Source organism: Butyricicoccus sp. Marseille-Q5471 (genome assembly GCF_951230135.1).
Taxonomy (GTDB): domain Bacteria; phylum Bacillota; class Clostridia; order Oscillospirales; family Butyricicoccaceae; genus Agathobaculum.
Genome location: NZ_CATNVC010000019.1, coordinates 1 through 13,306, shown reverse-complemented (window position 1 = coordinate 13,306; position 13,306 = coordinate 1). Strand labels below are relative to the sequence as shown.

The 13,306-nt window shown below is 53.6% G+C and carries 13 protein-coding genes and 1 tRNA gene; 4 read left to right on the top strand and 10 right to left on the bottom strand.

All coding sequences use genetic code 11. From position 1 onward, the window contains the following. Positions 1-47: 47 nt before the first annotated feature. Positions 48-851, top strand: coding sequence for a MurR/RpiR family transcriptional regulator (locus QOX26_RS13200; RefSeq protein ID WP_283675442.1), 804 nt, complete (start codon positions 48-50; stop codon positions 849-851). Positions 852-872: 21 nt separating this feature from the next. On the opposite strand, the gene QOX26_RS13195 is transcribed toward QOX26_RS13200, so the two are convergent. The 5 genes from QOX26_RS13195 to metG form a co-directional block, all read right to left on the bottom strand. Beyond that, entirely contained in the window at positions 873-1,553 is a 681-nt protein-coding gene (locus tag QOX26_RS13195; protein WP_283675441.1) for an N-acetylmannosamine-6-phosphate 2-epimerase, read from the bottom strand. Positions 1,554-1,850: 297 nt separating this feature from the next. Continuing rightward, positions 1,851-1,926, bottom strand: a tRNA-Ala gene (locus tag QOX26_RS13190). A gap of 86 nt (positions 1,927-2,012) precedes the next feature. Then, positions 2,013-2,777 (bottom strand): TatD family hydrolase, encoded by a 765-nt coding sequence (locus QOX26_RS13185; protein WP_283675440.1) that lies wholly within the window; start codon positions 2,775-2,777, stop codon positions 2,013-2,015. A 3-nt stretch (positions 2,778-2,780) separates the two neighbouring features. Next, on the bottom strand, positions 2,781-2,975 hold the full coding sequence (locus QOX26_RS13180) for a DUF4177 domain-containing protein (protein WP_283675439.1): 195 nt from the start codon (positions 2,973-2,975) through the stop codon (positions 2,781-2,783). A gap of 62 nt (positions 2,976-3,037) precedes the next feature. Then, complete coding sequence (metG, locus tag QOX26_RS13175) at positions 3,038-4,963, bottom strand: methionine--tRNA ligase (RefSeq protein ID WP_283675438.1); 1,926 nt, start codon at positions 4,961-4,963, stop codon at positions 3,038-3,040. 189 nt (positions 4,964-5,152) lie between these two features. On the opposite strand from metG, the gene QOX26_RS13170 reads away from it, so the two are divergent. Genes QOX26_RS13170 through QOX26_RS13160 form a run of 3 tightly spaced genes read left to right on the top strand, consistent with a single transcriptional unit; the run spans position 5,153 to position 7,456 of the window. Continuing rightward, positions 5,153-6,175: a LacI family DNA-binding transcriptional regulator gene (locus QOX26_RS13170; protein WP_283675437.1), complete on the top strand. Its 1,023-nt coding sequence runs from the start codon at positions 5,153-5,155 to the stop codon at positions 6,173-6,175. A gap of 13 nt (positions 6,176-6,188) precedes the next feature. Then, entirely contained in the window at positions 6,189-6,968 is a 780-nt protein-coding gene (locus tag QOX26_RS13165) for an alpha/beta hydrolase (RefSeq protein WP_283675436.1), read from the top strand. A 2-nt stretch (positions 6,969-6,970) separates the two neighbouring features. After that, the gene (locus QOX26_RS13160; protein ID WP_283675435.1) at positions 6,971-7,456 is read left to right on the top strand and encodes a GNAT family N-acetyltransferase; all 486 of its coding nucleotides are present in this window, start codon (positions 6,971-6,973) and stop codon (positions 7,454-7,456) included. 98 nt (positions 7,457-7,554) lie between these two features. Here QOX26_RS13160 and QOX26_RS13155 read toward each other — a convergent pair whose 3' ends face one another. From QOX26_RS13155 to QOX26_RS13135, 5 genes are all read right to left on the bottom strand, one after another. Next, on the bottom strand, positions 7,555-7,725 hold the full coding sequence (locus tag QOX26_RS13155) for a hypothetical protein (protein WP_283675434.1): 171 nt from the start codon (positions 7,723-7,725) through the stop codon (positions 7,555-7,557). Then, positions 7,712-10,246, bottom strand: coding sequence for an FtsX-like permease family protein (locus QOX26_RS13150; protein ID WP_283675433.1), 2,535 nt, complete (start codon positions 10,244-10,246; stop codon positions 7,712-7,714). The genes QOX26_RS13155 and QOX26_RS13150 overlap by 14 nt, the downstream gene beginning before the upstream one ends. Then, positions 10,239-10,919, bottom strand: a complete 681-nt coding sequence (locus QOX26_RS13145; protein WP_283675432.1) for an ABC transporter ATP-binding protein — start codon at positions 10,917-10,919, stop codon at positions 10,239-10,241. Before QOX26_RS13145 ends, QOX26_RS13150 begins: the two co-directional genes overlap by 8 nt. A 115-nt stretch (positions 10,920-11,034) precedes the next feature. Then, positions 11,035-11,952, bottom strand: a complete 918-nt coding sequence (locus QOX26_RS13140; RefSeq protein ID WP_283675431.1) for a sensor histidine kinase — start codon at positions 11,950-11,952, stop codon at positions 11,035-11,037. Next, positions 11,953-12,630 carry a response regulator transcription factor gene (locus tag QOX26_RS13135; RefSeq protein WP_283675430.1) on the bottom strand — a complete coding sequence of 226 codons (678 nt, stop codon included), beginning with the start codon at positions 12,628-12,630 and terminating at the stop codon, positions 11,953-11,955. Between the last annotated feature and the right edge of the window lie 676 nt (positions 12,631-13,306).

Sequence of the window (13,306 nt, the reverse complement as noted above, 5' to 3'; positions counted from 1 at the left end):
CCTGGTATACTATGATGGTTAAAGAAATAAACCGCTGGGAGGCATTTATGGCTGATCTGAGTTTTCGGAATCGTCTGCAGGTCTACGGCTCGCGCCTGACCAAAAGTGAACAGAAGATCGCCGACTATATCGTTGTGCATCCGGCGCAGGCTGCCGCAGCCTCCAGTCAGGAGTTGGTGCAAATCGTCGGAACCTCCAACTCAACCCTGACGAGATTTTGCCAGAAGCTTGCTTACCGGAATTATATCGAATTTCAGACGCTGCTGGCCGCCGAAGGCACCTCGGGTCAGGCGCCGGAGGAAACGCTGCGCCGCATCAACCACTACTATGAGAGGACGCTGAACGCCGCGTGCGAATTGGTTTCCGCGCAGCAGCTTGATGAGTTTGTGTCCCGCATTCATCGGGCGGAAAAAATCCTGATTTTCGGATTGGGCAGCTCGGGACTGACGGCGAATGAACTCAACATGCGTCTGGTGCAGATGGGATTTACCTCGTCCGCCATGACAGACAGCTTTTTGATGCGCGTGCAGTCGAGCCTGTTCTCCCCGAAGGATTTGATTATCGCCGTGTCCAACTCGGGTGAAACGCGCGAGGTAATCAGTGCGTGCGAGATTGCGAACGCGGTCGGCGCACCGATTTGTGCGCTCACGCAGAGCAATCGCACTTCGCTGACGCGCATGGCGGATACCATCCTGTTTGCGGGGGATATCGGCCAGATGGGGGACAAGAAGTTCATCAATTCTCAGATGCCGCTGGTGTTTTTGATTGATGCAATCACATATCGGCTGCTGGAAGACGAAACCTGCCGGGACAACCGCGATCGAGCGCTGCAGGTGCTGTTTAACCGCTGAAGAGCGCGTAAGCGCTCTTTTTTATGCGCGGATTGCGTCGGTAAAGGTCTTGGTAATCTGCTGCGGGCGGGTGATTGCACCGCCGACAACGACTGCATGCACCCCGAGGTCAAGACATCGGCGCGCCTTCTCCGGCGTATCCACACGTCCCTCAGCGATGACCGGAATATGTAGCGCTGCCAGAATGGCCTTCAGTGGGGCAAAGTCATCTTCTGAGAGGGTGTGGCCTTCGGATTGGGCGGTATAGCCAATCATTGTAGTCGAAACACAGTCAAAACCGAGCTTTTCGGCGTTTATTGCCTCATCAAGTGTTGCAATATCGGCCATCAACAGTTTGCCGGGCGCCGCCGCCCGGGCCTGCTTTACGAAATCGGCAAGCGGCTGATGCTGTGGCCGCGGACGATCGGTCGCGTCCAGTGCGATCATGGCGCAGGGAGAGGTATTCAGCTCTTCGATTTCGTGCAGGGTCGGCGTGATATAGATGGGGGAATCCGGATAGTCGCGCTTGACGATGCCGATGATGGGCAGCGTGGTGTTTTGCGCGATTTCCTGAATATCGGCCGCCGTGTTGGCACGGATGCCGGCCGCGCCGCCCGCCGCCGCCGCGCGTGCCATGCGCCCCATGATAAAGGAGCTGTGCAGCGGCTCATGTTCCAACGCCTGGCAGGATACAATTAATCCGCCTTTGATTTGTGTCAGCATATGCCGGCCTCCTCGGTTGGTATTGTTTTCATTATTATTATAGAAAATGAAAATGTTTTCGTCAAGGCGGAATAACGACCTTATCTATATAAAAATGCCCATGAAAATTAGTCAATTCGACCGATGGTTTGGTGAATTGACTAATAAAATTAAGTGAATATAGACATATCCTTAGAAACCTAAGGAAATGGGGAAGAAACAGGGGACAGAAAGGGAACGAAAAAAACCCGCCATCATTGGATGAGGGCGCGAAAAATAAAAAAAGTCCTGTAACCTTTACGGTTACAGGACTTGATTTGGTGGAGACGGAGAGGATCGAACTCTTGACCTCCACACTGCCAGTGTGGCGCTCTCCCAGCTGAGCTACGCCCCCAAACCAGTCGCCCGAATAATCCTGACGACAAAATATATTATATGCGGAGGAATGGGGAAAGTCAAGATAATTTTCCGCTTTTTTTGTTAATCAATCGAAAAAAGTTTCTTCCCGTTTTCGGTGGTCACACGCTCGACTTCGGCGGTCGAAATGTCCTTGATTTCCGCAATGGTTTCGGCCATCCGGTGGACGTAAAGCGAAGAATTACGGCGGCCGCGGTACGGCTCGGGCGCCATGTACGGGGAATCGGTTTCAATCATCAGGCGGTCGAGCGGGACAGCGCGAATGACCTCGATGGCCTTGCGCGCGTTTTTGAAGGTAATCACCCCGGTGAAGGAGATATAATACCCTGCATTAAGCAGCTCGTGCGCCATTTCAGCGCTTCCGGCATAGCAGTGATACACGCCGCGCACGTTGGCAAACTCTTGGGTAATGGCGAGACAGTCGGCGTGCGCGTCGCGGTCGTGGACGATGACGGGCAGGGATAGGGCTTCGGCCAGCACCATCTGGCTGCGGAAAATCTCCCGCTGGTAGGCACGCTTTTCGGCGTCCTTTTCCCAATAATAGTCCAGTCCGATTTCGCCGATGGCGCGTACCTTGGGATGCGCTTCGGCAAGTGTGCGAATCGCGTCAAGATCAACGCCGTTCTCGAGGTTTTCGGGATGATAGCCGACGGCAGCGTACATAAAATCATAAGTTTCGGCAAACGAAACTGCAGTGCGGCTTGTCGCCAAATCGCAGCCGGGGTTCAGAATCAGGCCGACACCGTTTTCGGGCATTGAGCGCAGCAGTGCGTCGCGGTCCTCGTCAAAGCGGCCGTCATCATAATGGGCATGGGTATCAAACAGCATGGGTCAATTTCCGTCCTTTTCAAAAATCAGGTCAATTTCCTTGATGCTGCCGTTGCCGGTGAAGCGGCTGGGCACAAAACCGACATAACGCCAACCCTGCTGAGCATAGTCGTTGATAACGGTGCGGTGTTGATAGTCGGAATTGTCAATGAAGAAGCCTCCGCCCACGGCGAGCGGCACGTACTGGTATTCTTTCATAGCTTTGTCCCTTCTCTATGTTAAGAGCCGCGCCTAAAGCGCGGCTCTTATCGTTTTGTCGGTTAGCAGAATTTTGCGCCGGCTTCAATCTGGTCATTCAGCATGACAAGGTTGAGCACGCCGTCCTTTTCGGCGGACAGCAGCATACCGCGCGACTCCTGACCCATCATCTTACGCGGGGGCAGGTTGCAGACAGCGACGACCGTCTTGCCGACCAGTTCCTCCGGCTTATAGTATTTTGCGATGCCGGACAGAATCTGGCGGGGCGTGCCAGAACCGTCGTCCAGCTGGAATTTCAGCAGCTTTTCGCTCTTTTTGACGTTCTCGCAGGCGACAACCTTGCACACGGTCATATCGACCTTGCAGAAGGTGTCAAAATCAACATCGGGCAGGAAGGTGACCGCAGGGGGATTCTTCGCAGCGTTTTCTTCCTCGATTTCGGCGAGCTTCTTCGCGATATCGATGCGCTCAAACAGGATGGACGCTTCGCCGACGCTGCCGCCAACGGGCATACCGTCGAACGAGGCAAGGCTTTCCACACCCTTGTTTTCCACATTCAGCTGTGCAAAAATCTTGTCCGCGGTTTCGGGCAGATAGGGACGCAGCTCGGTCGCCGCAAAGCGGATGGACTCAAGCAGATTGTACAGCACCGTGCCCAGACGCGCCTTCTTTTCCTCGTCCTTGGCAAGTGCCCACGGCATGGTCTCGTCGATATACTTGTTGGAACGGCGCAGCAGGGTGAAAATCTCGTCAATCGCGTCGGCGACATGCAGGTCGCTCATGCGCTTTTCAACCGCGGCAGGCAGCGCGAGGGCGAGGTTTTTCAACTCATCGTCGAGCGGCTCGGCAGCGGTGGGGGCGGGAATCACGCCGTCAAAGTACTTCTTGGTCATCGCAATGGTACGGTTGACAAGGTTGCCCATCACGTTTGCCAAATCGGAGTTGATACGCTCGCAAATCAGCTCGTAGGAGATGACACCGTCGTTGCCGAAGGGCATCTCGTGCAGCACGTAATAACGCACCGCGTCCACGCCGAACAGGCGCACCAAATCGTCCGCATAAATCACGTTGCCGAGCGACTTGGACATCTTACCGTCGCCTACGAGCAGCCACGGATGGCCGAACACCTGCTTGGGCAGCTCTTCGCCCAGTGCCATCAGGAAGATGGGCCAGTAAATGGTGTGGAAGCGGATGATGTCCTTACCGATCAGATGCACATCGGCCGGCCAGAACTTCTTATAATGATCGTCGTGATTGCCGTCCGGATCGTAGCCGCAGAAGGTGATATAGTTGGTCAGCGCATCGAGCCAGACGTAAACGACGTGGCCTGCATCAAAGTCGACCGGAATGCCCCAGGAGAAAGAGGTGCGTGACACGCACAAATCCTGCAGGCCGGGTTTCAGGAAGTTGTTGACCATCTCATTCTTGCGGCTTTCCGGCTGAATGAACTCGGGATGATCGTTGATGTGCTGCATCAGGCGGTCGGCGTACTTGCTCATTTTGAAGAAGTAGGCCTCTTCCTCCGCGTCGACTACCGGGCGGCCGCAGTCCGGGCAGCAGCCTTTTACCAGCTGGCTCTCAGTCCAGAAAGATTCGCAGGGCTTGCAGTACTTGCCCTTGTATGCGCCCTTGTAAATGTCACCCTGTTCGTACAGCTTTTTGAAAATCTTCTGCACCTTGGCGGTGTGCATCGGATCGGTCGTGCGGACAAACGCGTCATAGGTGGTGTTCATTAAATCCCAGATGCGCTTTACTTCGCCCGCGACGTTGTCCACGTGCTGCTGCGGCGAGATGCCGGCGGCCTCGGCCTTTTCCTGAATCTTCTGGCCGTGTTCGTCGGTGCCGGTCTGGAAGTATACGTCATAGCCTGTCATGCGCTTATAGCGCGCGATCGCGTCGGCCAGTACGATTTCGTAGGTGTTGCCGATGTGCGGCTTGGCCGAGGTATAGGCAATGGCGGTGGATATATAGTAGGGTTTCTTTTCCATAGCTTTTCCGCTCCTTTTATTTCCGTCTACCCCTTATTATAGACAAAAAACGCGTTTCGTACAAGTGCAAAAATAAACGAGCGGGCAAGACCGTGCCGCAGGGGTGGAAACGGTTGCATTTCACGGCGGAAAATGATATGGTAATAGCAATAGGCGTACACGTGAACGCCCGGAAAGGACGGATGAGGAATGGCAGTAACGCTCGCGCAGATTGCCGAGTTGGCGGGCGTATCCCGCGGCACAGTCGACCGTGCGCTCAACAATCGGGGCAGGGTAGATGCCAAAGTCGCCGCGCGGATCAAACGCATTGCCGAGGAGCAGGGCTATCAGCCGAATCGAGCGGGTAAGCTGCTGTCACTGGCCAAAAACCCAATCAAAATCGGCGTGCTGGTGCAGTCGGTCGAAACTCCGTTTATGCGTGCCGTTGCGGATGAGGCGGAGCGCACGCGTGACCGTCTGGCGAACGAGGGCGCACAGCTGATTGTGCGCACCATGCAGTCCATCAACGTTGAGCGGCAGCTGGAGCTGATTGACGAGCTGATTGGCGAAGGTGTGGCTGGTCTGGCCGTCACGCCGGCGGAGGATGAGCGCATCTGCGCCCGCATTCGTACGCTGAGTGCGCACATGCCGGTCGTGACCTTCAATGCGGACATGCCGGAGTCGGGCCGGCTGTGCTATGTGGGTCAGGACAGCTACGCCAGCGGCCGTGCCTGCGGCGGACTGATGGGCATGCTGCTCGGCGGCAAGGGCAAGGTGCTGATGGTCAACGGTCATCCGTCCAACCTGTCGCACTGCAGACGTGTGGACGGCTTCCGCGCTGAAGTTTTGGCAGAATTCCCTGGAATTCAGCTGCTGCCGATTGAAAACTGCTATGATGATCGGGAGCGAGCGCATGAGATTGTACGCAGGGTTGCGGAACAGACGCCTGACCTTGGCGGCGTTTATTTTTCGGCAGGCGGCCCGCCGGGCGGTTGTGATGCAATTCGGGAGCTGGGTCTGCGCGGCAAGGTGCGGCTGATTTGCCATGATTTGTCCGAGCAGAACGCAGCCGATGTGCGCGCAGGACTGATTGACTTTTTAATCGATCAGGATGCGCAGCTGCAGGGCGCTCGTCCGGCTGAAATTTTGCTGGATTATCTGCTTGTCGGCAAAAAGCCTGAAAAGGACAAGCAGTTGATTCGAATCGACATCCGCAGTAAATACAATATTTAATGGAGCAAAAGATATGAGTCAAACGGTGTTTCCTCTGCCGCACGGCGGCACGCTGACGCGGTTTGCCGCGTCGGGAGATTTGCCGCGTCCGGCGGTGATCATCTGTCCGGGCGGCGGGTATGAATTCTGTTCGGAGCGCGAGGGCGCGCCCGTTGGCCGTGCGTTTGTGAAGGCAGGCTTTGAAGCCTTTGTGTTGGAATACTGCTGTCTGGAGGCGCCGCTGGAGCGTCGTCCGCTGCATACACTGGCGGCTGCGGTCGCATTTGTGCGCCGGAAGGCCGCGCAGCTTCATGTGGATGCGGACAAAATCGCGGTCTGTGGTTTTTCTGCGGGCGGACATCTAGCGGGCACACTGGCAACGGTTTGGAACCGGCCTGACTGGTTTGGCGAGGGCGCGGATTTAGAAATACATCGCCCAAACGCCGCCGTGCTGTGTTATCCGGTGATCACGGCGGGCGATTATGCGCACCGCGGCAGCTTTGAGCAGCTTGCGGGACCGGAGCGCACGGCGCAGCAAACATTCTCGCTGGAAGAACTGGTGAATGCGGATACGCCGCCTGTCTTTCTCTGGCATACACAGGATGATGCCGAGGTTCCGGTGGAAAACAGTCTGCTGTTCGAAGCGGCGCTGCGCAGAGCAGGTGTGCCGCACGAGCTGCATCTGTTTCCGCACGGCGTGCACGGTCTTGCATTGGCGGATGCCGAAACGAGTGACCCGCTCAAGGGGCGTTTGCCCGATCGACATGTTGCCCGCTGGCACGCGCTTTGTGCCGAGTGGCTCAAGGAGTTATGAGCTTGGAGATTAGATTAACCAAAATAGAGGAGCTGCCGGCGCTGATGGAGATTTTTGCACAGGCGCGGCAATTTATGCGTGAACACGGAAATCCGAACCAGTGGGGAGACAGCCGCCCGACCGAGCAAGCGGTGCGCACGGATATTGAAGCAGGGCAAAGCTATGTCTGCATCGAAGCGGGACAAATTGCGGCAACCTTTTGCTTCTCCGCCTACGCCGACCCGACCTATGCCCGCATTGACGGCGGCGCATGGCTCGACGAGCGCCCGTACGGCGTCATTCACCGCATTGCGGCAAGCGGCACGGTACGCGGTGCGGCGGCGAGGTGCATCGAGTGGTGTTTTGCGCAGTGCGGCAATCTGCGCATTGACACGCATGAGGACAACGCACCGATGCGAAGCCTGCTTGCAAAACAGGGATTCGAACACTGCGGTACAATTTATCTGGCCGATGGTTCGCCGCGGCTTGCTTTTCAAAAGAATCAATGAAGAATAAAGCGAAGCGCCCGGCAGAATTGCCGGGCGCTTCGCTTCTGCACAGTATAATAGGTTCAGCCGCAATGAGGAGAAGCGCTATTGGGCGAAAATCACAAGGCCGCGATTCTTTCAAGCAGCTCCTGATTGAGACCGGCCTTGACCAGAATTGCGTTGACTTTCTCAAATGCTTCCGGCTGCAACTGCGGTTTGTTGTCATCATACTGTTTCAGCAGGCGCACCGACTCTGCGTCAATGCTGTTTGCTTTACTACTCCGCTTCACGCAGCCGCTCCACAATGCTTTGCCGATCGGCTGCGTGATGAACGACAAGCGGGACAGTCACGCCGAGTATCAGCAGGATAGGAAGGGCAATCAGCAGCGGCCATATCACCATGTGATAGCTCAAAAACCAAAGCTGTGAGCAGATTGCCCGCACAATAACCATCGAAAGCACGATGCCAAGCACGAGGGCGCACAGACCCGAAAGACCTGCGTAACACAGGCCCTCGCAGCACAGCATCTTTTTTAGCTGCCGTCTGGTCATGCCGATGCTTTGCAGCATGGCAAGCTCTTTTTTACGCGCGACAATGCTAGTCAGCACTGCGTTAATAAAATTCAAAATACCAATCAAACTGATGATGCCGCCAAGCGCACCGCCCACCAAAAGCACAGTATTTCTCATGCCGCTAAAGGCGTCTGCGGTTGTCGATTTGGATTCATAGTTCATCGTAGGCTCGACGCCGTCTGTATACGTCTTCAGAAAGCTTTCCGCTGCTGCCTCCTGCGAATCTTCTATATTGAAGGCGTAGCTCATCACCGCCGGGGTATCCACCAGCGTTTTGTAGACCTCTGCCGGCAGGTAGAAGGTATAACCCCAGTAGCTTCGGTCGCAGTTGGTGTAGGTTTTGATAGCCACGTGACCCAGCACAGTATAGGTATGAGGCACATCAATCTTTTTTTCGGGATTGGACGGATCATTGCGCCAATTGTGCAAAACTACTGTGTCACCCACTTGATAGTGGGCAGTGTCCATTTCCACCCGGCCATTGTCATCCAGCTGCACGCCCTCCAGAATGCAGTCGCCGCCCATCAGCTTTTCCATGTCGATTTCGCCATCGATCAAGTCCAGCCGCTCCATGGGAAGCGACTCCAGACCATAGACCGCGCTGAACGGATATCCACGGTCATCCCGATTGACGCTGGCGGTATCGCCGCTGTTTTCGGCGAAGAACATATTTTCGCGTCCGCCGTACAGCCGTCCGCCGGCTTCAAAGCCGTCAAGAGATTGAACCGCCGAAATCATCTGTTCACTGAGTTCATCCTCTTTGCCGAAAAAGTCATTGTTGAAATAGTCTGCATGGGCAATGAGAAAATCCGTGTCTGAGAATTTCGAGATGAATTTATCCATATCAATACTGCCGGAAAGTGTGACTACGGCATTCAAAAGCACGATGCTCAGCGACAGGCTGATGACAACCAGAATGGTGCGTTTTTTATTGCGGCCAACATTGGATAGCGCCATGCGCCCCATTTTTGCACCGTTCACGCTCTTCTTTTGCCCGCTCCTCGGCACATCGGTTTCGGTATAACGCACCGCCTCGATGGGAGAAACCCTGCCTGCCATACGACCCGGCTTCAAAGTACTGATAAATACCGTGACAAGCGCAAACAGCGCCGAGCCGATAAAGATGAGCGGATTGGGTGAAACGGAAACAGCGCTGCCCGCATAGCTTGAGTTATTCATCAGAAGCGGGACAAGCGCCCGGCCTGAAAAAAAGCCGAAAAATAACCCGATGGGAATGCCGATAGACGATAAAATCAGCGCCTGCCGACGGATGATGCGGCGAAGCTGCGTCGCCGTTGTACCGATTGTTTTGAGCAGGCCGTAAAAGCGGATATCCCGCACAATTGAAATTTGAAAGATATTATAAATAATCAGATAGCCGGTAAATACAATCAGCAGCAGACCGCAGCCAAGCCCTATTAGAGTTCCGGCATCCATGCCGAAGTTGGTGGAGAGATACGACCAGTTGACGTTGCTGGCAACATAATTTGCGTCTGTCTCAATGGGGGAAAAGCCGCTTTCCGACAGCACCTGATTCAGTTTCGCCTCTAAATTCATGCTGTTTGGAAACATGATGTATGCATTGATTGCGCCCGTCATGGAGTAATCGTCGTAATAGGTGCATCGCAGCTCATCTGGATGGGCATCCACATACGCGCGGGAAGCAAAAATCTGCCCGACGTTGAAGGCGGGGTCGCTTTCCCACCAGCCGCACAGAACAAAATCCCGCGTGACAAGTTCACCGCGGATGTTCAGCTCCAAAGAAACCGTCGCGCCAAGCTCCTGTGGCACGTCCAGTAGCTCCAGCGTTTTGGAGTCGACAATTACTTCGTTTTCTGCCTGCGGGATATGTCCCGCTTCCGGCTCGATAAATGTCAGCTTGAGGCCTACGGCATCGTAATACCAAAACTCGGCATGGCGTTTGAGCAGCGCATCGTTGTCCACGCTGTCGCACAGCGCCATATCAAAGGCGATTTCTTTGATTGCGGCATTGTCCTTGGCCGCGTCAAACTGTTCCTGTGTCAAATACTTTAATACGGCGTGACCGTCTCCGCCTGCCTGCCGCATGGTCGCTTTTTGCAGGCTCTCCACCGTCCCAATTCCCATGGTGAACATGCTGGTGAACAGAATGGTTGTCAGCGCAATCGCAATGACGGCAATGATATTCCGCGTCTTATTGGCGCGAAAACTCTTGGCGGCGAGATTCGCAATTGCTTTTTTGTTGTTTACCTTAATCATGTTGGCCACCGCCTACGATTTTACCGTCCTCAATACGGATAATTCGGTCGGCAAGCTGCGCAATCTCCTCGTTGTGGGTAATCATTACGATGGTCTGGCTGAATTTTTGGCTCGTCACCTTTAAAAGTCCCAGCACGTCCTGACTGGTTTTGCTGTCCAAATTGCCCGTCGGCTCATCTGCCAAAATGATGGCAGGCTTGGCCGCCAGTGCTCTTGCAATGGCCACGCGCTGCTGCTGACCGCCGGAGAGGTTGTTCGGCAGGTTTTGCAGCTTGCTTTGCAGTCCAAGCGTGTCAATAATGCTGTCAATGTAAGTCTTATCCGGCACGTTTCCATCGAGCTGAATTGGCAGCACAATGTTTTCGTATACATTCAGTACTGGCACCAGGTTATAGTTTTGAAAAACAAACCCGATTTTTCGGCGGCGAAAAATGGTGAGCGCCTCATCTTTCAGCGAAAAGATATCCTTTCCATCCACATTGACACTGCCGGAGGTGGGGTGGTCAAGACCGCCAAGCATGTGCAGCAGCGTGGATTTTCCGCTACCGGACATCCCGACAATGGCGATAAATTCGCCCCTTTGAACGGTGAAATCCACGCCGTCCAGCGCGTGAACCGCCGTTTCGCCGCAGCCGTAGATTTTCTTTAGCGCTTTGGTTTCTAATATATACATTTTCTGTTCCTCCCCAAAAGAAAGTGTGTATCGCATTCCTGCAATACACACTCTAACAGATGAATCTTTCCAGAATCTTTCGACGGAAAAGAAAATCTGACAGTTTTGAAAGATTCTAGGGTTGCAGCGGCAGGAAAACAGAGAAGCGGCTGCCTGCATCAGGCTGCGAGGATACCTTGATATACCCGCCTTGCCCGGAAACGATTTGCCTTGCAAGATACAGTCCGATGCCGACGCCCTCGGTTTCGCTCACATCGGGGGAGCGATAGAATCGACCGAAAATTTTCGCCTGCTCCTCCTCGGCGATACCGATACCGGTATCTGTCATGTCAATACGGCAGAAAAGCTGATACATCGTGGTTGAGATATCGATTGTTCCTCCGCACGGCGTGTATTTCACCGCGTTGTCAAGAATGTTGTAGATTGCCTCGCCGGTCCACTTCACATCGGCATATACGGCGGTATTGGTTTGCGCGCAAGCCAGAGTAATGTTCTTTTTATCTGCCTTGGGAGCAATTTGTGCCAGGACGGTATCCAGCATAGGCTGCACTTTTGAGAGCTTCGGTTTCAGCTGAAACACACCGGCTTCCAGTCTTGAGGTTTTGACCAACGCACCAATCAGAAAGCTCAACTTTTCTGCCTGACTGTTCAGCGCCGCGACGCAGAGCGCACTTTCTTCGGGCAATTGTTGTTCGCTTAACAGCTGCGCATAGAGCAAAATGTTCGAAATTGGCGTTTTGGTTTGGTGAGAAATATCAGCAATCAGTTCCTTGATTTTCTCCTTTTCTTGCTGCAAATTTTGCGCAGATACGGCTGAGGCGGAAAGATAGTGTGCCAGCTTGGTTTCCACCGAGGAAAGCAAGCTTTCGTCAAACATTGTTTCAGAAAAGCTGCCATCCATGGCGGCAGTCAGCATGGCGTCCATGTGTGATAAAATCTGTTTTGTTTTCCGGCGATAGGTGAATATAATTGCGGCAGAGAGGATAATTGCTGAAAAAGCAATGACCGCCCAAACAATCTCAAGCTTTGTCATCTACTTCACCGCCCATGTATAACCGATGCCATAGACCGTTTTGATATACTCCGGGTGGGAAGGGTTGTCCTCAAGCTTGTCACGCAGGCGCTTGATGGTGACGGAGAGCGCGTTTTCATCCACATACTCCGCACCGTCTGTCCAGATGCGGTCAATCAGCTTGCTGCGCTCCAATGTAATTCCCTTGTTCTCTACCAGCAGCCGCAGCAACTTTTGCTCTGTTTTGCTCAGTTCAATTGGCGCGGCGTTTTTTGAAAACTGCATTGTGTCAAAGTCAAAGCGGTAGGAGTCCAGCAGAAACAGGGAAGAAGTGCTGCTTTCCAGCTTGCGCAGCTGCGCATTGACGCGGGCGCGGAGCACCGCAAGGCTGAAGGGCTTTGTAATATAGTCATCGGCGCCCGAGTCAAGCCCTGTTACAATATCTGTCTCGGTGTCATTGGCGGTCAGTAGAATAACGGATATGCCTTGTCTTCCGCGCAGTTCTCTCAGCAAATCAATACCGCTGCCGTCAGGGAGATTGATATCCAAAATCGCCAACCCGACAGGGTTGACTGCAAGGTGGTTTTTTGCTGCAAGCAGCGTATGACATTGTGCTATATGAATCTGCTCGCTTCGCAGTGCCATTGCAATCCCATGACTGAGTGCGATATCATCCTCCACCACTAAAATCTCATGCACACAAACCACCTCCTACAATATAATTACGGGAAAAAGCCTGAAATGTCAATACTATTCCGCATAGTTTTTATAAGGTCTGCAGTCGGTACTCCGCTGTCGATAAGTACCCAAGGCACCCCGGATATGCACAGGTGCCTGAACCAATACACAGAGTCTGTCCGCTTCGCCTAAATTGCTCTCAGCGCCCCCTCACCAACTCGCCTTTGATGGTCGCAAATGCGTCTGCGTGAGATTTGAAGGCCTTGTTTTGCTTGCGCAGGAGTAGAAGCTCTGCTGCTCCGGAGTGCGGTTGTCCGCTATTGTAGAACTTTATACTGATACCCCTAAAACCTCAGGAAGCAATCATTACATTAACATAGGTACGAAACGGGCAATCTGATGACCCCATTTTGGCTGAACAACAGAAATTACAGCGTGTGAACGGAGACGTTGACAGGAAACGGAATATGTGTTCACGCAGATGATGGGCTACCAATGTAATGCCATAGGATATACTTCATCCTGTCAAAAAATAAGCATAGAAAAGGGGCGCTCCCATGAACGGGAACGCCCTGTAAATGGTAAGATAAAGTACACACTTTTCAGCCAATAGAACTGCACAGTTTTTCGACACATAAAGTGCACAGTTTTTCGCCAAGACTGCACAACCTCCGAGGAGTTGGTAAAATGAAGCCAG